Raw genomic sequence first — 20735 nt, 5'->3', positions numbered from 1 at the left:
CTATTAAAGCAAACAAACCTAGTTGATTAGTCTTTATCTAGTAGGTAAACTATAGATACAGATAAATTGACGCTTAGCGATAGGTAGATAAAAATAAGCTATAGTTAAACTAGCGTTAAGAGGAGGGTTATCGTGACTAACAGAGTCCAGGCCAATAAGGATTTCATTACAGAAGCACTTCGTGACGATGCTTTATTCACTTCGTTGGTACTTGATAAGGAATACAGTGCCAAACTATTTAAAGAAGATATACTAGAGTTGGATCCGAATGCCATGTATTCAACCACCGATTGTTCCGATAAGATCTTTAATATCGCTAATTCGACGTTAAGGTATTACGTTAGGATGCTAGAGGGATACTTAGAGATTTATGTAGAAGGTAGAAAGAAGCGATTGCCATTTCTCACTGTTTTTAAAATCCATATGACTTTACTGGCAATTGAGAGGGGAGAAACGATTTCCGATATTCAAGTTAAGTTATCGCTAAAATCGATTCCTCAACAAAATGGCGGAAAAGCAAAAGGGAGTAAATATAATGAGGATACCTTAGATCAATTATTCTCGGAATTTGATAGAAGGCAGAATGTAATGATGAGAACCTTCACACTACAAAACACAATCAATCTAATTGAAGTGGAGTTGCTGAGAAGGAGAACTGGAATAGCTGATAAACAAAGACAAATTGAAGTTATCGAAGAAAAGATTAAAAATCATCGATTAAATCGAAAAATGGATCGACAAGCAGCGAATGTGTTACGAAAAAGTTTGGAGCAAAAGAAAAATACAGGCTTTTTCTCTTTCTTTGCAAAAAAAAATACAGAAGATACTCTGAATTTAGAATCTGAAATACTAGTGGATGAAAGGGATATCAAAGCTGACCATATAGAAGTGGAGCTCATTGATGAAATTAATATAATAAGGCAGAAGATTAGTCAATTTGAAGAAGAATCACTTGCTTTAGAAAAAAGGTTAAAATCTGAAACAGCACTTTTAACAAATGAAAGGGAAGCATTAGAACAAACTATGGAAGATTAATAGTTCTATTCATTTGTTTTTGGTTTAGGGAGTAAGAAGAAAAATTGGATTCTCCCAAACTATTATGTAGTGCGCTTTCTGGAAGATGGACATTTCGTTTTCCAGATTCAAATTAGGAATATGAGTGTCCTTTTGCATTATGATGATTAAAGATAGTCTATAGCTTCTCTATGAGTTCTCTAGGGCTTTATAGCAAGTAAAAGGGTAAAGGTGCCTTGCCCCTAAATTAAATACGTTGAATGTAGTAAAAGGATAAGTTTAGGCCACCGTCTTGGGTGGTCTAATTTTTTTACAAAGCATTCTCTTTTTTGAGGTATTACTTGCAGAATTTTGGATGAAAAGCGATTTAGTGAAAGGTTTTATAGAATGCTGCTCATTTCACTTGTGCTGAATTTTTATAGTTGCCGTTTTAAGTTCGCCCCAACTAATTGGAGGTTTCCTCTGGTGATTGTATAAAATTTATAATAAATGAACCTTAATCTAACTAATATGGTTGATTAATCTTTTCATTAGTTTTCAATATGTAATTTTTGAAAGTCACATTGTTTTATAGCGAGTGCATTTTCTTAATAATCTAATATTTTAAATTCTGTTTGAAGTGACTTATTTCGTAAATAAACAAATTTAATAAAAAAGCATATTTAATAAGAGAAAACAGATTTAATAAAAGAAACAGAAGTAATAGGCATTTTTCAATTGTTAGGTTTATCCCTTGAGGGACAAGTGTTCTAGCCATTTATAAGAGTCGTTTTAACAGAGTTTCCACTTTCCCACATATAGAATGTAAAAGAAGTCACATATACACAGGGCTTTTTTTTAACTATTTACATATTCACAGGATGGTATTTTTAATATCCACTATTACACAAGGCTACATTCGGAAACTATTAGACGTAAAAAAAAATCCTTCTCAGAAAATCTGCCAGAAACCGTGACAGAAGAGTGAAGGAAAGACTTTTGTTAGAAGGGAATACTTCAATATTTTTTTTGAGTATATTCGAATAGCCCTGTGAATGTCTTATTTTTTCACAAGGCTGGGTTAAGCTATTAAATTACACCGTGTAGCTCTGGTGCTTGGCCGGTTTTGGTGTATTCTCTGATTTTGGCTTCATGGATTAATTCATAAGGAATCTTTTTTAAGGCCCCAGGAAGATACTTTCTAAAGGCCATTCTGAAAAAGGCGCCAATCGAGTAGAAATGGAAAGAACCTTTTCGTTGTTTTTCTGTATGTATATGAATTCCTATCTGATCCATTGTTTGTAAAAAGAAGTTTTTCATGAATTGATCACGTATGGTGAAGCTTTCATAGTCCTCATCCATAAGATAGTTCAGTTTATTCATTACTTCCTGCTTAAAGGAAATCATGACATCGATTTGGTCTCTTGGTTTAAATTTAATTTGATGTCCATCAAAGAAGTAGGTGAGCTCTTTTGATAGTTTCGCCATGAGTGAGTTGACATTGAATTCATCCGTGTTTTCTTCCACACATTCCGGCTTCAAGGAAAAGGAGGCTTTTTTAATCCATATTTGCTTGCCACGAATCTCTATCCCTGTGAATTCGATGGAAAAAAGAGCTTCTAAAACGCTTAAAGTTTTACGAACCCCTTTTGCATTTTTGTTTAGTTGAAGTTTAAGTATCTTCATTGTCCGTTCTTGTTTTATCTTCTCCATTTCACCTGTCTTGCTGAAAGACAGACCAGTCCGGAACTGGTTAAGTAAGGATAAGAGGAGTTCGATTCCTTCCGGGTTCGAGGTACGTACGAATTCTGCTAAAATATTCGTTTCAAAAAGGGCATGCGGTATGATTAGGTAGTTGAGAGATACACCACTTAGTTCAGGTGTATTATACTTATCAACATCTTTTAACACGATAACAGGTAACCCTTCGTGGATTTCCTCTTTCACAAAATGATGATCTTCTAAGAACTTTTTTCCTCCCCAAAGGGTAGAATAAGAGATTCCAAGTTTCTTTGCCCAGTAAGAAAGATTATATTCCTTAAGCATGCCTCGTTGGTTTTGTTCTACTTGTAATTGGTTTAACATGGTCATATATACGACATAGGCAGAGGCAGGAGGGCGCTCAAATGATTGATCACGAAGAAAATGGAATTCTTTTAAGATGGCGTGATGCATTCTAAAACCATCGATTCTTATTCTGGATTCTTTCATTTTAGGCCCTCCTCTCGTCTATTTTTCTAGTTTGAATTATAGCAGAATGGAAAAACAGGAAATGGTGTCCTTTATTAAGGGATTTTCAAAGTTGCACAACATGTGCTCATCCCTTGGGGGGCAAGGGATTGAAAAAAACTCTAAATATTTTTGTGTGAAAGGAAACGTCAATTTTTCACACGATTTGTGCATATTGTGAAAGGAAACGTCATGAATTGATAGATAAGCAAAGTAGGACAAACGTTGATATATCAATGTTTTCATAAAATAGTCCATGCATAAATGGGCAAGAATAAAAAAACTTGCACAGAAATGTGTGCAAGTTTGTGTGAGAGCAAACGTCATTTTTCTTCATTTTAGAACAAAAAGAGATAAATTTAGGCACTATTTTGTGTGGGTTCCTAATTTTTACTGAAATTTTGTTGGAGATTTAGGGGTGTAAAAGGTTGGTTGATCAAAATGTTTTAAAAAATCTCAGATCAAAAATAGGGGATTGTGCACATTGTGAAAGGAAACGTCAAACAAGAAAAAGTTGCACAGCTTATTTTGGAAGAGTGAGATATTCAAGAAGGCGTGGAGCTTATGGGATGTTGTTAACGCGAGATAAACCTGCATACCCTTATCATTGTGCACATTGTGAGAGCAAACGTCCAATGAAGGAAAAGTTGCAATCCCATATAATGGTGTGCACATTGTGAAAGGAAACGTCATTCTTTAATCATTAAGAGGGTGTGAGAATCATTGATATATCAACATTCTAATGAAAAATCCATTTATAATCGTACAAAAATCGTAAAACTTGCACAAAAACGTGTGCAAGGAAACGTCATTTTCCTTCTTATTTGAACAGAAGGAGATTATTGTATGCAAGTCTTTTGGTAAAGAACCTACATTTTAAAAGGAGTTTTATACGAAGAGGCTTGTGCATATTGTGAGAGCAAACGTCAAATAAAAGATAAGTTGCAATTTTATTGATTAGTATAGTGAAAGAAAGCGTCAAACTTCTTTAACGTCACATTGTAAAAATAATTAGCTGTCAAGATCTTCTGGAATCTAAATCTGAAGAATGAGTCTACTTGGATGTTTAAAGAGCACAGGTTTCAAACCTTCTTGGTGGTTGCTGATGCTTCCTTACAATTGAATGATTTTTCGAGAAAATCATTTCTTATGAAAATGCACCCTAGGTTTTACCTACATCTATAGCACAAGTCATATTGAGACGAAAACGAAGTATCCGAAGATGAGTAAATAAAAAAATTAAAGAAAAAAGGAGAATATATCGCAAGTGAACAGAGAAGCAGTGTTATGTGCACATTGTGAAAGCAAACGTCAAAATAAAAAAAGTTGCACGTTTAAACCGTGTGTTGACAAAAGCAACAATGCTCACTCATAATTACCATATTACTAGATTAGAAGGGGAACACATATGGATTTTTTAGTAGGAGTTAAAGAGGTGGGGGAAATTCTCGGATGGGATCGGAGAAAGGTTTCCACCTATCAGCTGCGTGGCGTGCTTCCTAAACCAGTGGTCCAATTATACAGTGGTCCCATATGGTTTCGAAAACAAATCGAATTTTATAAGGCTGGGAAAGATTTTGGTGTCAGGACTTATTATATAAAAGGTGAGATGGTCTATGAATGTACGCATAATCAACCATTCAAAGATACCATCTATTCCCCTAACGACATCAAAGAACAAATGGGAAATTACATACTTTATCAGGAAAAAGACATCCAACAGTTGAAAAATGCCATCCTAGAAAAAAATCCGATCGTTCAGTTCCTTTCTTTTGAGTCCGTTAGCTTTCTGCACGATTTGGGTATATTGGAAACCGTTGTTTTTCAAGATTACATCCAACAGTACTCATTTGAAGACATAGAGTCGACAAAAGAAGGGCGGGTTAAAGAATAATGTTACAACCCCTGCAAACGAAATTTTTGAATGTCATGAAAACGATTTTTCCAGATTATCCTCAACTCTTTGTCGAATGGAATATGGATATCAACCATCTTATGTCAGGTCAAGATGATTACCAGCCTAGCCAAACATTAAAAGCATTTTTTGTGATTTTGGATAGCTTGGTGAAAGATTATGGATTGAAATTCGAGGATATGGAACAATGGGTTGATGATTACATAGAAGAAATTAGAAATTTTGTCCTTCCATACATACAGACGGTAGGGGAAGAGAATTCATCCTATTCCCCAAAGTCTAACAACAGGGAAGTGATAAATGCCTTGTTGAATCAAAATTTTGCCGAGTCCGGTTCGGCCTTATTATTTCATAAATTAAGGGAGACCATCAGTAAAAATGAATTCGACATTGCGACTGAGATTCCTACTGCAAGGATTGCGGAAAGGGCGATAGAGGCGACGGCTCAAGTGAGGGCAGAAAATGATTATCTGATGATGAAATCCAATGTAGCCATCGAACAATGGAAAAACCTCACCTCTCAAGCCATCACGTCGATGGATGACTTAACCGCAGACATTTTTGATATCGTATCGATTCTTTGGATGCAACAGGCTACTCATAAGGACCAAATGATTCATTTCCATACGGATGATGCTTTGAATCTAAGGAGATTGCAAGGACGGAAGGAAGATTTAGACGGCTATCAAATGTCTTATCGGAAAAAAGAACGCGATGATATCATGAAAAGGTTGGCCGCTCTCACAACTATATGGATCAGAATTGAAAAAGAGAATTTGAGGTTCATCAATGAGGATCAGGGAGATTTTGAAGAAATTGGACAAGTGCAGTTTAATCCCTTGTTTTTGGTGGATAGCGTGACGGTAGCCTACCGGGGGGATAACCCGATTGGTATTTATGAATGCAGCATTCGTCCAGGGGAATTGCTTGCCAACTTCTTGTACGGTTCCCAAAGGAGCAGTGGGCTGCTTGCATTGAAGACACTCGAATACCATCCGATTAAGCAAAAGTACCATAAACGGTTGTCCAGGTACTTGTCCTGGCAGTGGAGGATTCGCCAGAAGAGTGCGGACTATCTCAGGGCTTATCATATCGGGGGAGACAAAGGGCTTTTAAAAGTCATGGATTTGGACGTGAATCCGCGATATGGTTCAAGGATTAGAGAACAATTTGAAGAAATATTGGATACCCTGCAGCAGGATGGAATCATTAAAGGGTGGAGCTATAAGGAAAAAAACCTTGAGAAGCAAATAGAGCAGGAGAGAAATTGGTTCGCAAACACTTGGTTGAAGGCACGTGTCCAAATCATCCCACCTACTGAAATCACGGGAATGGGAGATGACCAGGACTTATTATTGATTGAGGATCAGGACTATGACACAGAGAATTTTCTAACTATGTTGATGGGTATGACGGATAGGGAGACTGTTGCAACCAGGGAGATGGTTGAAGAAAAGCAGGTTTCTCCTGAAACGATTAATAAAGAGAGAACGGATCGGGGATTAAGCATTTTAGAGGCAGCTAAGGAAATGGGAATCTCCCATAGTACCTTGTCCAGGTATGAAAGGAATCTAATTAAACGCCCGTATACAGTCAGCTTAGAAAAAATGAAAGAGTGGTTAAATAAAAAATAAGCATCTAAACGGTGCTTATTTTTTTTGAAGATATTCCTAACATATCTTGCGGGGCATTATCTCATTATTTAAAGAAAAAGGCATCCTAGTTGAACAGACATAAATATTGAAGGGTGTATGAATGATCAGTTATTTCGAGAAGCAAAAGAACGTTTATAGCAAAAAAGATTGAGGACATAAAATTTTTTGTAATTAAAATGAAGCTGAGAGCAAGGATCGCTGGTGGAATGCTATTGGTGACTAAGTTTCCTTGCTCCCAAATATAATATTCCCTCAAGGGGCTTATGTTACACATCAGACAAAAACTGTGATTGTTACAGTCCGAAAAAAAGTAACTACCCCCAGGCCAGGAATAATTACTCCAAAATAATCGGATATCGAATTGACTTACTAAACTAACAGAGGGACAAGTCCTACTATTTTTTGTATATGTAACAACATTTGAAAGGTGAAAATATTTGATGAACAGTCCGTTATGGTATGCAATAGAAGAGAAGTTGTTGGTTAACGAAGGGTAGCAATAGTTGAACAACGAAAGTTATAGGTAATGAGCTTGGAGAAACTTCTACAAGCTCATTATTTATGCAAATTGTATTGTGAATACATAGGTTCATATTTTGAGATTCAGCCTGAGATTAATGAACTTTCCCTTTCAAATGTGTTCATTAAAAGATTAACTTTTCGTGTATTTTCTACTCGATTTCATCATCAAGCAGGCGCAGGATATTTTCTACGACTCCCGCATGATTACCTTTTCGAAATTTATCAATAAAGTCTATATAAAGAAGCTCAAATACTTTTTCTAGTGTGTAGCCATGTTCAGGCTGAACTTCCTCCATATCGGCAAGCAACACCTCTCCACGTAAGGCGAATTTCCTTCTCATGCGTAAATTCAAAGTTTTTATTTCTTGGTTCTTTTCTTTATGGATTAATTTAAAAGCAGATTCCCCATACTTTTCAAGTCTGGAATCTTTACCAGCATACTGATCCAATGATGTGAGCAATCGGAATATGGCCTTTGAGTCTGGATTCTTTTTCGCAAAAAGTAAGAAGTCATTATATAACAGATTCATCAAGTCGTTTTGTTCGAAATGCAGGTCTGATAGGTCTTGAATATCTTCACAGAAAACTTCTGCTCTTAGAAATAAATTCAAGGGGACGTCTATACTCAGTAAGATGGTTGAAGATTTATTTGCTTTATGGAGAAGCTTTCCGATAAAGTTTGATGATCCAATAAAAGATAGTTCTTCATCTATAAGATTGGCTTGGCTATATTTCCCCATCGGTTACGCCCCCTAGTTGTCTTTTTTTGTATGCTTCTACAAATATTCGATGAGCTGCTTTTCGAACGCTACATTTCCAAACGGCCGCATAATCGCCTATCTTTTGATACGTTTCATGATCTACTTTGCAATGAACCGTGTAAGGCTGGTCTGTATAGGTGACGTCAGGGTATACGAGCACTTGTTCAAGTCCAAACAACAGTATTTCTGTGCCCAAGGCTGTTTTAGAGCCATTCCAGTATCGTCGGGATTCCCGTCTTAATATCATGTCCATGGGTTCGTCCACGGGGATTTTTATGTCATGAAGCTTATCCAAACGAACTTTTCTTTTTTGTGGTTCAATCATTTTTTTATTAGAAGAAGAGAGAACCGGATTCAAATGGTTAACCTTTCCCATTTGCTTTTCCCCTTTCAAAATCGTCTTTTTCTTTGGGTTGGTTGGTCAGTTGGTTACATCGTTACGCTATGCCAAGAGTGGAGGGAGGTATATTTGCTAGGGATTGTGGCAAGGCTTTTTTTAAGTGAGGTGATACGAAATGAGTAAAGATATTTCAAAAGAACTGGCTGAAAAGCTTGCTAATAAGGCATCCACGCTACATTACGTAAAGAGCACAAATGAATCGAAAAAGAAGTAATTAGCCCAAAATAATCTTAATACCACCCTGATCAGTAATTTTGAATGAGGCTAGATTCTGTTCTTTAATATAGTTTTGATCTGTCCAGTACCCTTCTTCATCCAGCCCCCAATCTGGGCAGGGGAGAGGGACGTCAGCAATTTTATGTTTTTGGAGGATACTTTTATACTCTTTTGAATGTGCGGCGACAAATAAGGCCAAACGGATAATTTGATTACGATCTAGATCGGTCGCTTTATACACATTCTCTATATAATTTTTATAAACGTCCGGGTATCTTACGGTAGGTCTATACACCATTTTCCTTCCTCCTTTTAAAAAAGTATATGGACGTCTGCTGGTTAAAATGCCATTTGGTCAAATATCGTTATGTACAAGAAAATTGGTTTGATCCTGGCAATGACTAAACTAGTTTAGTCTGGTCTGGTTTTGAAAAATAAGAATAAACTAAACTAGATTAGATTAATATAATTTAGTCACATTATCAGGTACTTTTTTTATTAGAAGCGATGGATTTTCCCTTCTAATAATCCATAAAAAAAGCAAACGAAAAGTCAGATTTTTGCGATCCTTTCTATAATCTTTTTATTCGTAATAACTTTAGGCATATTAAACAATGAAAATCTTACATTTCTTAATTTTCTATTACTCATGGGATGCTGTATTCTCTTGATTAAGAGTCCTTCTGTCCTTAGAAACATGTGGTATTCATCTGGGTCGGGCAGATGAATGATGGGGGCTAGGGGTGGGACAGCAAAACTAGCCGCTAGAAGATTTTTTATTAGAAAGGTAGAGAAAAGGCGACTTAATTGTCGTTTTTATTTTGCACTCAGAACTAGAACGATGTCACGTTACATATTCTCCTATCCAACGTGACATCGTTCTAGTTCTGAAATACATAAGTAATTTGAACAAAAAAACTACTCGGTATGAGCGTCATAAAGAACAATCATCATAGATTCCAGGAGACAAATTTATCAGTTACTATAGTGAGGTTTACATCTTAGTTATTTCAGGAATAACCTCGTTAGAATATATATATTAATCTAATATACCAGTATACAAGGTGACCCAATATAAATGTTTCAAAATGATTTGATTGTGATTCGAATTGTATACAGAATGAGTTGAAGGAGGTAGGGTGATGTGTACCGAATAAATCAATAAGAGGATTTAGGAGGGAATTGGATGACATACTTGGAACAATTCGCACGTAATCGGAGAAGAAGAGAAAAGACCGAGGTATTAACCGCACGCATTCCAGAAAGCTTGTACGGGGATTTCAAAGGTTACTGTGACGAACTGAATTTATCTATCAGTGAAGCGGTTTGTCTGCTGATAGAACGTCTAGCAATCACAGACGAATACAAAATGAATGATGATGTAGTCGATACGAATACAAAGGTAGTCAATAAGGTTCCGAAAAGAAGTAACTCAAATACAAGTAGATTCGTAACGACACAATGGCAAGTAGACGCACAGCTTCCATGTCCTTATTGTGGTCAGTGGTTGGCAGCAACTAACTTCTCTAGACATGCCAAGCGACACATAACAACAACACAGGATATTTTCACGAATGAGAAGTTTAGAGATAAAATCAAAGAAATGATCCAGGCGAAAAAAGCTGAAATATGAACTAAATGAAAAGGTGATTTTGGACATAGTTAAGAAGAAGGTTACGTTCATTGCTATAAATTGTTTTCATGGTTGTACCTGTAAATATGTAATCTGTAGAAAAAAGTTTATAAGGAAAGTCATTTATGGTTTCCTACGAATAAATATGGATTTTCTTTTAGGGTGTGGCAATCATTTCATACCCTTTTCCATTTACCGTCCATGTAAGATAGTCCTTCTCCTCTATAAACTGAACGACTGGGGCATGATATGTCTCGTTGATTCCATAATGACCGAAGGTTTAACTCCTGTCATATCCTCCAGTTCTTTTAAGAATATATGGAACGAATCTAGTCCTTCACGTGTATTGTGAACACTATAACTTTTCTTAATGTCTTTCCTTCACTTTCTCCTTTCACAATGACTAGTCCAATTACATGATTCATTTTTATCCTTCCTTTCGATTGAAACTCATCAGTAGCCTTATTCCACACTTACGTCGTCGAATCCAGCGTGGGTTAAATAATGTTGAAGCCATGAACGCCTTAGAACGAGCAATTTAAACATGGGGAACTTAGAGAAAGAGCATTACAAGATCAATTACAACGTGTCAGCGTATTAAATCTTACTATTAATGCAATCAGCATTTGGAATACCGTGTAACTATCACACAGGCAGTTGAACACATGAAATTACAGGAAATATCAAGAAGAATTGCTTCTCATATATCCCCGTTAGGAGGGAACACATAAATTTTCTCGGAGAATATTCGTTCAATTCTAGAATCCGAATTCCATTCATTCCCTACGTCCACTGCGGACGTAAAAATAACCCTGATTTTTCTTCTTAGCGTATAATATCCGCGTTTTGTTGCAGGACCCCAGACAGCCAATCCAAGTGAAAGTCCGGTTAATAGGAATTTCTATGTTTTATTTTGTTCAAGAATTTTTGTCACGGAAAATGCGCCAAAGTTTGAAGAAGTGACGTCTCTTCTTCTCTTCAAACGGTGCTAAACTTAACGATGTAAGCGCAATCATCTAATTCAAATGGAAAAGGGGATGTTTATGAATACCTCTAATGGAATAAAACTTTCATTTTTAGACAAAATTGGTATTCCGAAGACGCTCGTTTGGGGGTATTTTGGAATTCTAATTTTCATGATGGGAGATGGATTGGAAATAGCTTGGCTGAGTACATATTTGCAAGAACGAGGAATGAGCGTTGAACAAACTGCTTCTCTTTATACGGCCTATGGAGTCACAGTTACAATTGCTTCCTTTTTATCAGGGGTGCTCGCTGAAGCGTTTGGTCCGAGAAGAATAATGTTTACGGGAATGATTACTTATATAATCGGGACTAGTTCGTTTATTGCTTTTGGCGTTAACGAGCTTAATTATGGCACGATGTTACTGACTTATGCACTCCGAGGATTCGGTTATCCACTATTCGCATACAGCTTCATGGTATGGATCAATTATCGGAGTCCTAAAAATAAGCTGGGAGCAGCAGTTGGGTGGTTTTGGTTTGTTTTTACAGGTGGTTTAAATGTGCTGGGAGCCTATTACTCTATATGGGCCATTGAACATTTCGGCCACATCGGTACTCTTTGGACATCGATTCTCTGGGTATGTGTCGGAGTTTTTTTTGCCATTATTATGAACCGAGACAAGCTAGAGCTTAAAAGCAGCAATATGAATACCGGTGCGAAATTAAAAGAATTAACAAAAGGTTTTACGATTTTAAAAAGGGAACCAAAAGTTGCGTTAGGCGGGATTGTTCGAACCATTAATACTACTTCTCAATTTGCTTTCCCAATCTTTTTGCCTATTCATATGGCGAATTACGGGATTTCGATCAATACATGGCTGACTATGTGGGGCGTTATTTTTGCCAGTAATATCATATTTAATGTGATATTTGGAATAGTCGGTGATAAATTAGGATGGCGTAATACAGTCATTTGGTTTGGAGGAGTTACTGCCGGAATCTCTACACTACTGTTATTTTATATACCAATATGGACCAATGGAAACCTTATACTCGTTTTTCTTGCAGGAATGTTCTGGGGTGCTTCGCTTGCAGGGTATGTACCATTATCTGCTTTGGTACCATCTCTTGTAAAAGAAGACAAGGGAGCAGCTGTTTCTGTATTGAACTTAGGGGCAGGACTCCCCGTATTTATCGGCCCTGCTCTTGTAGGATTGTTTTACGAGCCGATTGGCGCAAGCGGTTTAATCTGGATGCTTGCGATTCTATATTTTATTAGTGCTATATTGACAGTCTTTATCAAATTGCCCACAGAAGCAAAAGCAAAAGAAGAAACACAAAAGATAGCGTGAATTCATAGAAAAAGCTGTCTGAATTCTTATTCGGACAGCTTTCTCTATGTGAGGGTTTATTCAGATTGGTTTCTGTTTTTAATTAATAGAACAATATCATCGTATTCTAGTAAATTAGATAAGGAGTTCAATCCAACTGTAGGTACAGATTGATGCTTGTGATTCATTCTGTTTTTTAGTTGCTCCTGAATAACAACTAAATCTGTATAGGACGGAATATCATCGATAGATCGGTGATCAATTTGAATATTGGTTAATCCAGCTTCCTTCACTTTCCGTCGTAGAATAGCAGCTCCCATCGCACTCGAAGCCATTCCTCCGTCACAGGAAATAGTAACGTGATGAATGGGAGAAAGAGAAGAGGGTTGTTCGTCCCGAAATACGATACTTGGCCGTTCATTTTTTTCAGAGAGTGGAAGAGGGAAAGGTTCCATTGATGTTTCAGAACGTTGGGCATCAGATCGAACAAGAATAAAATGAGCAACAATATAGGATACAAACGCCGATAACCCAATTCCCAATAAAATAAATAAAGCATCTTCCTGCGGAGCAAGAAACAAGATCAATAATATGCTCGCAGGAGAAGCCGTGGAAACAAGTCCAACATTAAAAAGTTGGAATAAGGTAATGCCTGTAAATCCGCCAGCAATTACTGCTAAAAATAATGTAGGCTTCATTAAAATATATGGAAAATATACTTCGTGAATTCCTCCAAAAATCTGAATCCCAGCTGTCCCACGGAGTGCCGGTTCTTCTTCCTTTCTTGCCGTCACCAAATAGGCCAACAGAACACCAAAGCCTGGTCCAGGATTGGCTTCTACAAGAAAGATGACACTTTTCCCGAGTTCGCGTGTTTGTTGAATACCAAATGGCGCGACGATTCCATGGTTAATGAGATTATTTAAAAACATGACTTTGGCAGGCTCAATGATAAACGATAAAAAAGGTAGCCATACTGATTCGACTAACATAATTAACCCATTATTTATTTGTTTGAGTATATCGTTCATTAGAGGGCCTATCATGAAATAGCCAGCTAACAGTAAACTAATCCCAAGCACTGCATCTATAAGATTGGAAATCAGAAGTTCACTACCAATCGGAATATAGTCCTGTGTCCGCTGTTCTATCCATGCTGATAGCCAGCCGATTAGCGGACTGAATAAAATAGCTCCAATAGTCATCGGCATATCCGATGTCATAATCAAACCAATCATGGCAACATTCGCGACAATACCTCCGCTATGGCCGCCAAACAACTTTCCTCCAGTGTAAGCAAGCATAAGTGGTAATACATATCGATAAATAGGATCGATAAATTGACTGATTACAGTGTCAGGTTTCCATCCATTTGGTCCAAATAAAATATTTAAAATGCCTACAGCTATCATAATTGAGATATTTTGAAAAACAATGGAGCTATATATGCGTCCTATGCGATTCATCTAAGTTTTCCTCTTGCATAATTAAGAATTTTTTCTTGATAAGCTTGCTGCAAATGGTCACGCACGGCGAAAAGTGCCTGTTCTTTGTTGCCGGAAGAAATGGCTTCTGCCAGCACATTATCAAGAAGCCCGCTTATCAATTCCCCTAAAAGTGGAAAATGCTCACGCGGTGCATCAGGAGGTCCCGCCAGTAGTAATACTGTATTGACGGATTGCTTTTGTCCATTTTCAGAATGCCACGGTATTGTTTCTTTCAGCGATATAATGTTAGCAAAAAGAGTCCGAACAGCAGATGTACGGCTATGTAAAATACCAATGGAGCCAATTACAAAACTGCCTTTCCGCTCTCTTTCTTTAAATGCTTCAATCAGCTCTTCGGATGAAATGACAGCATGGGATTGTGATACAATCGCATTAAGCCATGTAAACTTCTCTTTTGTAGGAATGGCTTCCATCCAATCGAGGCTTCTCATCAGTTGAGCAAACGCTTCCCCATAATAAGCGACCTCTATAAGCGCTGAATCTTCTGAAAAATGATCGGATGCGAATAGTATCTGATCGGTGCTTTGTTGTTTTTTTAATATGCTTTTTATTTTTTGCAAATCATTTTCTGTTAAAATGGGGGATACGACGATAAGACGCTCTTCTGTAATGGCAGATATCTGAATCGTAGATACAATTGCATCCACTTGCCAGTTGTTTTCGAGCCATTTAGGCAGTTCATTAATGGATATCACTCCTGAAACGTAAATTCCTGGAATTTCTTGCTTTAACCGGGACGCAATTAATCGGGATGTGCCAAATCCACTGGCACAAACTATAACTACGCGTCCTTTTATATTTTGTTGATTTACTAATGCTGCTCCCACATGTATTGCCATATAGGCAATTTCAGAAGGAGGTATGGTAACACCAAGATAATCTGACAATGATTCAGCACTTTTCCGGCTCGCTTCATAGACATCGGGATAATCTCTTTGAATTTGAGAAAATAGCGGGTTATGGATAGGCAGTCCATTGCGTATTCTATTTAATGCAGGATAAAAATGCTTAAGTAATCCTTCACTCAGCATGGGATCTGTCAATGGTTGATTCAGTTCTTTTTTCACGCCTTCGATAAAAATCCTAACCAAATGGGTAGTTTCTTCTTCTTGAAGCTGTTCTATAGGCAAATCAGGTTGTACCCCATATAAGTGAAGAATCAAATAGTTTATTTCCTCTTCCGGAAGTTCAATATCCAGTAATTCTCTTAATCTTGCTGCTATATAAAAAGCGGAAGGGTACAATTTCATTAGTTTCGAGTCCAGGTTTAGATGTCCATGTTTTTTATCTTTGTGGCGCTCAGCAGCAAGAGCTAAATGAAGAGAAACGCTGATCCGATCACGCTCGTTTAAAAACAGCGAAGGATTTTGTTCAGCTGCCTCAGTTAGCACTTTCTCGACTGCATAAAGAATATCCAAATCTAGCAGGTCTAAATACATGGATGGGATATACTTTTCTATCCGCCAATCTTCTTTTTTTCCTAGTTTCAATAAATCAAACACTGCCAGCCAATTCTCTGGCAGTGTTGAATTATTTACAACCGTAGTAATGGCAGCTCGTAAATCTTTGTCTTCTCCTACAATATAAATACCAAGACCAGGTTTTCGAACCAATGTTAAATGAAAATGGTTCAACCATTCTTCAAGTTCATTTAAATCATGGCTGATCGTCGCTTCCGTTACATAGTATTTTTTACTGAACACAAACATTTTAGTTGGTGTCTGATCCCTTAATAAGTCGCAAACGATTCCTATTTGCCTGTCTTTTGGTGAAAAAGAGGTTTGCTGGCGGGCTTTCTCTAGTTCTTCCGTCAGAACATCTTTATTTTCTTGTTCACCAACTAAGCATATGCCACTTCGAAATTGTTTCATGATTTTCAGACCATAAGTCCGTACTATAGGTTTTAACTGTGCTATTTCTCGCTGGCATGTTCTTAAACTAATGTCCAGCTCCTCAGCAATATCTTTTGGCATAATCGGAAAGTCGCTTTCAAGTAGACGGTCAATTATCATCTTTTGGCGGCTGCTAATAAATATTTTTGCTTTCTCTGCCAACTTTTTCACCTTCATTTCTCAAGCATTTCTCATCATTTTTTATGTATTAAAACAAAGGGTTTATAGTTTGAGCAATGGTTTGATAGCGGGCAAATTGTTCGTCATACACGTTTTTGTTTTTTGGATTGCAGGCAATCATTTTAGATTGCTGATCAAGCATAGCTAAATCAGAAACTGCCGTCCACTCTCCGTTGCCAAAACCCGCTAGAATAGATGCACCATAAGCTGGGCCTTCACGTTCTTCATGAACATGAAGAGACTGCTGATATACGTCAGCTAGCACTTCTGTCCATAATGGATTTTTAATAGCGCCACCTGTTACAGTCCAATCTTCTACCTCAATCCCTGCTTTTTTCATCATATCAAATACATCTCTTAAACTATAACAAACTCCTTCTATCACAGCGCGAGCCATGTTTTGTCGATGATGTCTATACGTTAATCCAAAAAAGACGCCTTTTGCTTTGGGATTATTTAATGGTGTCCGTTCGCCATTTAAATAGGGGAAGAACAATAATCCTTCAGCGCCAGGTTCTACTTGATCAACACCTTTCAGCAATTCATCAAATGTTTCTTTTTCAAACGTGTCACGCAGCCATCTTAATGACATTCCAGCAGATAATGTTGTACCCATCGCATGCCACATTCCAGGCAGACAATGACAAAACAAGTGCAGTGTGCTTGCTTCATCTCTTGCTACATCAGGAAGTTCATTCAGTGGAACAAAAACGGTTCCTGATGTTCCGATGCTGATACTCCCCTTCATTTCCTTTATAATACCATTTCCTAGGGCTGCTGCTGCATTGTCTCCTGCTCCAGCAATAACTGGAATTCCGATTGGCAGTCCTGTTAACTGAGCCGCTTTTTCAGAAATGGTTCCGATGACTTCCTTACTTTCCGAAACTGGAGGGAACCATTCTTCAAGAAATCCAAGATCTTTGATAATATCCCAAGCCCATTCTCTTTTTTGGACATTTAGCAAACATGTTCCGCTTGCATCGGTTACATCTGCTGAATATTCTCCAGTTAACTCGTATACAATATAATCTTTTGGCATTAAGATCTTCTTAATTTGTGAAAAATGATGAGGTTCATTTCTTTTTAGCCATAAAAGTTTAGGCGCAGTAAAACCAGGTAAAATTGGATTTTGGACAGTTTTAAATAAACAATCAGCCCCGATGATTTCCTCCATTTCACTACACTCTTTTAATGTTCGCCCATCATTCCATAAAATGGACGGTCGAATCGGTTGATTTTGTTCATCTAAAATAACCAGGCTGTGCATTTGGCCGGTGGTACCAACTGCTCGAATTAATGTTGAATCAATTCCTTTTTCCCATAACATGTTTAAGCAGGAAATAACGGACTCCCACCAAAGAGAGGGTGATTGTTCAGCCCACCCTGGCTGTGGACTATCAAATGTATAAGATACTTGAGCGGTAGAAACAACGTGTCCATTATGATCGATCACCAAAGCCTTTGTTCCTTGCGTTCCAATATCAATTCCTAATAATAATGAAGGGTTCATCTTTTTTTATCCTTTCTGCTTTCTAGTAAAAAGAGAGAACCCGGCAAGTACCTTTCAGCAGAGTGAAATAAACTGCTTGAATTGGATGGCTGGGTCCTGGGTAGATGCTATTTATCGATTTTCACTTGTACTTTAAATTGACTGCTGTTGCGCGGTCCTTGTAAGTAATCAACTGTTTCTTCAAGAGACAGCTGATCAGAAATGAGTGGTTTTAATAGAATACGTCCTTCTTTCACCCAATTGAAAGCAGGAATGAATGTATAGTTAATGGCCATAGAACCTAATACAGTCCAGTCATTATTGTATAGTTTAAATGGATCAAGAGTTACTTTTGCATTTTGTGCTGTCACACCAAACTGAAGATACTTACCTGTTTTTCCGATGTAGTTAAATGCACTTTCTATAACAGAGGGAATTCCAGTAGCGTCTACAACAACATCAAATCCATGCGGGTATATTTCATTGCTAAGGTTCTTTTCAATTTCTTGGCTGAGTACACCTTTTGTAGCTCCCCACTCCAACGCCATATCTAATTTTGCCTGATCAAGATCGACAACAACAAGTTCAGAAGCACCGGCCATTTTTAAAGATTGAATCAACTGTTGTCCCATTGCGCCTGCTCCAAATAATAGAACGCGGTCTCCTACTTGTAAATCAAGACGGTTCATAGCATGCACGACACAGGCCATTGGCTCAATGAATGCAGCTTCTTCAAAAGAAAGGGAATCGGGAATTTTTACTACATTTCGTGCTAGGACTTTTACATATTCCGCCATGCTACCATCAGTTGTATTTCCAAGAGCCCCCCAATTTTCACATTGGTTACCGCGGTGTGTTAAACAATATTCACATTCGCCGCAAAACAAAGATGGGTCAGCTGTTACTCTGTCTCCTATATTAAATCCTCTTACGTTTTCTCCGATCTCATGAATAACACCGGAAAACTCATGTCCTGGAATAATGGGATAGGGAGACAAAAATTCTCCTTTGTAAATATGTATATCGGTGCCACATATACCGGTATGTTTTACTTTGATTGTTACTTCTCCTGACTGCGGTGCAGGATAAGGAACTTCTTTTACGACTGCTTTATAGGGTTCTTCAATCACTAGTGCTCTCATTTTCTCTCCTCCTATTATCTTTCAAAACAATTTAGAAATAAATAGTGAAGGATTCTGATATGAATCCGTTTTCATACTATTATTTTAGCAATCATCTTCATCTCATTGCACTAGAAGATTCCATAAGTTTGTCACTTATAAACGGACAGATTTTATACAGTGTATTTGCAAAAGTATTATCATCTACAGGTGTCCTCATAGTCCCCTTAATCAAAGATTTAATGGTTCCGTAGTACAATTTCTTCAACAAGTTCTCGCTAACCTTCTAACTCAAAGACTTCATACACAGAAAGACTTCATCCATCGATGTATATAAACATGCTTAAACAATAAAAACGGAAGACATTACCTTGAGGCCTAATGGTTTTTAGCATGCGTACTTAGTTACATATTGTTCGTAAAAGTAAGGAATATATGAAATGAAAAAGCATTTGGAATTGTCAATTTCAAATGTTTTCTTCGTGCGCCCGGCATGGGTGCAATCTATAGGGTGAAAGTCCCGAACCATGAAGGCAGTAGTAGTGGTTAGCTTAATGCAAGGGTGTCCACGGTGACGTGGAATCTGAAGGAAGCAAGCGGCAAACCTCCGGTCTGAGGAACACGAACTTCATATAAGGCTAGGTATCATTGGATGAGTTTGCGAAACAAAACAAAGTCCTTACTGCCGAAGGTGGTACAGAGTAAATGAAGCAGATAGATGGAGGGAAAGATTGCACTCTTACCCGGGGAGGTCTGATGACAGCCAAGTACACTTGGTAACCTGTCCAGTGATGGGCAGCTGAATCATCAGAAGTCAGCAGAGGTCATAGTACTTGTCTACTCGAGAAGATAAGGAAGGACCGAACAGATTGAGGAGGACGGATACTAGGCGTTCGTTATTTTGCGAAGAAGCAAACAATTCCTAACGGAACTTATTTGAAGGAAGAAGTGGTGAATACACGGGGAACTTCAAAAGGGCGTAGCAGATAAAGGCACAAATAGACCATCTCGTCCACGCAGGGAAAGGATATCAACGATGTTAATGGAACAGATACTAGAGAGGGAAAACTTAATACAGGCATTGAAGCGTGTAGAAAGAAATAAGGGAAGCCATGGTGTAGATGGAATGCCGGTTCAAAGCCTGAGACCGCACCTCGTAACCGAATGGTACAACATGAAAACTGCCCTTTTACAGGGTACCTATCAACCGCAGCCCGTCCGTCGTATCGATATCCCGAAACCAAACGGCGGAGTTCGGCTATTGGGTATTCCAACGGTTCTAGACCGTTTCATTCAACAAGCCATTGCCCAAATATTGACTAAGATATATGACTCAACCTTTTCGGAGAATAGCTATGGATTTCGCCCTAACAAACAAGGGCACCAGGCGGTTCGAAAGGCAAAGTCCTATATAACCGAAGGTTATACATGGGTAGTGGATATGGACTTGGAGAAGTTCTTCGATAAAGTGAATCATGACAAGCTCATGGGAATGTTAGAGCGGAAAATTGAAGATAAACGAGTTCTCAAACTGATTCGTAAATTCCTTCAAGCAGGCATTATGATAGGCGGACTTTTTCATAAAAGTGAGGAGGGAACTCCGCAAGGAGGTCCGTTAAGTCCTTTATTATCTAATATCATGTTAGACGATTTAGATAAAGAACTAGAGAAACGCAATCTTCGATTCGTAAGGTATGCGGATGACAGTGTGTCACGAATGCAAACAAAGTGTGCTTGAAAAGCACTCTTACACGCAATGCTACACTTAAGATGAGAGAAGGCCTCTCGCAATCGCTATACAGGTAGAGATTGAAAACCACCCTAAGGTGCTGTAGTCAAAAGCTATGGTATTGAGCGTTAGGGAAAAGGCAGTGCTTGACATTGTCAGGTAAGTATTAAGGAGACGAAAACCATTGAACCGCTG

Annotated in this window: 13 protein-coding genes and 2 pseudogenes; 7 read left to right on the top strand and 8 right to left on the bottom strand. The window is 37.9% G+C overall.

The annotated features are described in order from the left end of the window. Nucleotides 1-132: 132 nt before the first annotated feature. The gene (locus RE409_RS28685) at nucleotides 133-1035 is read left to right on the top strand and encodes a hypothetical protein (RefSeq protein ID WP_201183647.1); all 903 of its coding nucleotides are present in this window, start codon (nucleotides 133-135) and stop codon (nucleotides 1033-1035) included. A gap of 1047 nt (nucleotides 1036-2082) precedes the next feature. Here the strand turns inward: RE409_RS28685 and RE409_RS28680 are convergent. Further along, nucleotides 2083-3204, bottom strand: a complete 1122-nt coding sequence (locus RE409_RS28680) for a hypothetical protein (protein WP_309559323.1) — start codon at nucleotides 3202-3204, stop codon at nucleotides 2083-2085. Between the two features lie 1426 nt (nucleotides 3205-4630). Here RE409_RS28680 and RE409_RS28675 point away from each other — a divergent pair. Both RE409_RS28675 and RE409_RS28670 read left to right on the top strand, forming a co-directional pair. After that, on the top strand, nucleotides 4631-5116 hold the full coding sequence (locus tag RE409_RS28675) for a hypothetical protein (RefSeq protein ID WP_201249333.1): 486 nt from the start codon (nucleotides 4631-4633) through the stop codon (nucleotides 5114-5116). A gap of 35 nt (nucleotides 5117-5151) precedes the next feature. After that, nucleotides 5152-6771 carry a helix-turn-helix domain-containing protein gene (locus tag RE409_RS28670; protein ID WP_309559322.1) on the top strand — a complete coding sequence of 540 codons (1620 nt, stop codon included), beginning with the start codon at nucleotides 5152-5154 and terminating at the stop codon, nucleotides 6769-6771. A gap of 692 nt (nucleotides 6772-7463) precedes the next feature. Here RE409_RS28670 and RE409_RS28665 read toward each other — a convergent pair. From RE409_RS28665 to RE409_RS28655, 3 genes are all read right to left on the bottom strand, one after another. Next, the gene (locus RE409_RS28665; protein ID WP_309559321.1) at nucleotides 7464-8054 is read right to left on the bottom strand and encodes a hypothetical protein; all 591 of its coding nucleotides are present in this window, start codon (nucleotides 8052-8054) and stop codon (nucleotides 7464-7466) included. Continuing rightward, the gene (locus tag RE409_RS28660) at nucleotides 8041-8451 is read right to left on the bottom strand and encodes a hypothetical protein (protein ID WP_309559320.1); all 411 of its coding nucleotides are present in this window, start codon (nucleotides 8449-8451) and stop codon (nucleotides 8041-8043) included. The genes RE409_RS28665 and RE409_RS28660 overlap by 14 nt, the downstream gene beginning before the upstream one ends. A 238-nt stretch (nucleotides 8452-8689) precedes the next feature. Next, nucleotides 8690-8989: a hypothetical protein gene (locus RE409_RS28655; protein ID WP_309559318.1), complete on the bottom strand. Its 300-nt coding sequence runs from the start codon at nucleotides 8987-8989 to the stop codon at nucleotides 8690-8692. A gap of 888 nt (nucleotides 8990-9877) precedes the next feature. Between RE409_RS28655 and RE409_RS28650 the strand changes: the two genes are divergently transcribed. The 3 genes and pseudogenes from RE409_RS28650 (at nucleotide 9878) to RE409_RS28645 (ending at nucleotide 12642) form a co-directional block, all read left to right on the top strand. Further along, nucleotides 9878-10324, top strand: a complete 447-nt coding sequence (locus tag RE409_RS28650; RefSeq protein WP_309559317.1) for a hypothetical protein — start codon at nucleotides 9878-9880, stop codon at nucleotides 10322-10324. A gap of 473 nt (nucleotides 10325-10797) precedes the next feature. Further along, nucleotides 10798-11128 (top strand): annotated as a pseudogene (locus RE409_RS30825) (Tn3 family transposase); the annotation flags it as partial. A 239-nt stretch (nucleotides 11129-11367) separates the two neighbouring features. Continuing rightward, the gene (locus tag RE409_RS28645; protein ID WP_309559316.1) at nucleotides 11368-12642 is read left to right on the top strand and encodes an MFS transporter; all 1275 of its coding nucleotides are present in this window, start codon (nucleotides 11368-11370) and stop codon (nucleotides 12640-12642) included. Between the two features lie 56 nt (nucleotides 12643-12698). Here the strand turns inward: RE409_RS28645 and RE409_RS28640 are convergent, their stop codons facing one another. From RE409_RS28640 to RE409_RS28625, 4 genes are all read right to left on the bottom strand, one after another. Then, entirely contained in the window at nucleotides 12699-14087 is a 1389-nt protein-coding gene (locus RE409_RS28640) for a PTS transporter subunit EIIC (protein ID WP_309559625.1), read from the bottom strand. Further along, entirely contained in the window at nucleotides 14084-16198 is a 2115-nt protein-coding gene (locus RE409_RS28635) for a BglG family transcription antiterminator (RefSeq protein ID WP_201225276.1), read from the bottom strand. Before RE409_RS28635 ends, RE409_RS28640 begins: the two co-directional genes overlap by 4 nt. Before the next feature lie 31 nt (nucleotides 16199-16229). Next, a complete protein-coding gene (gene xylB / locus RE409_RS28630; RefSeq protein WP_201183668.1) occupies nucleotides 16230-17711 on the bottom strand; it encodes a xylulokinase in 1482 nt (493 codons plus the stop codon). A gap of 107 nt (nucleotides 17712-17818) precedes the next feature. Next, complete coding sequence (locus RE409_RS28625; RefSeq protein WP_201183670.1) at nucleotides 17819-18832, bottom strand: zinc-dependent alcohol dehydrogenase family protein; 1014 nt, start codon at nucleotides 18830-18832, stop codon at nucleotides 17819-17821. 1015 nt (nucleotides 18833-19847) lie between these two features. Here RE409_RS28625 and ltrA point away from each other — a divergent pair. Further along, nucleotides 19848-20546 (top strand): annotated as a pseudogene (gene ltrA, locus RE409_RS28620) (group II intron reverse transcriptase/maturase); the annotation flags it as partial. Between the last annotated feature and the right edge of the window lie 189 nt (nucleotides 20547-20735).

Origin of the sequence: Peribacillus sp. R9-11 (assembly GCF_031345095.1) — a bacterium.
GTDB classification, from domain to species: domain Bacteria; phylum Bacillota; class Bacilli; order Bacillales; family DSM-1321; genus Peribacillus; species Peribacillus butanolivorans.
This window is presented reverse-complemented; position numbering and strand designations above follow the sequence as displayed.

Bases quoted from the DNA above. Each gene is read 5' to 3' on its own strand.
- RE409_RS28680 (WP_309559323.1), bottom strand. From the start codon at position 3,204: ATGAAAGAATCCAGAATAAGAATCGATGGTTTTAGAATGCATCACGCC.
- RE409_RS28675 (WP_201249333.1), top strand. From the start codon at position 4,631: ATGGATTTTTTAGTAGGAGTTAAAGAGGTGGGGGAAATTCTCGGATGG.
- RE409_RS28670 (WP_309559322.1), top strand. From the start codon at position 5,152: ATGAAAACGATTTTTCCAGATTATCCTCAACTCTTTGTCGAATGGAAT.
- RE409_RS28665 (WP_309559321.1), bottom strand. From the start codon at position 8,054: ATGGGGAAATATAGCCAAGCCAATCTTATAGATGAAGAACTATCTTTT.
- RE409_RS28660 (WP_309559320.1), bottom strand. From the start codon at position 8,451: ATGGGAAAGGTTAACCATTTGAATCCGGTTCTCTCTTCTTCTAATAAA.
- RE409_RS28655 (WP_309559318.1), bottom strand. From the start codon at position 8,989: ATGGTGTATAGACCTACCGTAAGATACCCGGACGTTTATAAAAATTAT.
- RE409_RS28650 (WP_309559317.1), top strand. From the start codon at position 9,878: ATGACATACTTGGAACAATTCGCACGTAATCGGAGAAGAAGAGAAAAG.
- RE409_RS28645 (WP_309559316.1), top strand. From the start codon at position 11,368: ATGAATACCTCTAATGGAATAAAACTTTCATTTTTAGACAAAATTGGT.
- RE409_RS28640 (WP_309559625.1), bottom strand. From the start codon at position 14,087: ATGAATCGCATAGGACGCATATATAGCTCCATTGTTTTTCAAAATATC.
- RE409_RS28635 (WP_201225276.1), bottom strand. From the start codon at position 16,198: ATGAAGGTGAAAAAGTTGGCAGAGAAAGCAAAAATATTTATTAGCAGC.
- xylB (WP_201183668.1), bottom strand. From the start codon at position 17,711: ATGAACCCTTCATTATTATTAGGAATTGATATTGGAACGCAAGGAACA.
- RE409_RS28625 (WP_201183670.1), bottom strand. From the start codon at position 18,832: ATGAGAGCACTAGTGATTGAAGAACCCTATAAAGCAGTCGTAAAAGAA.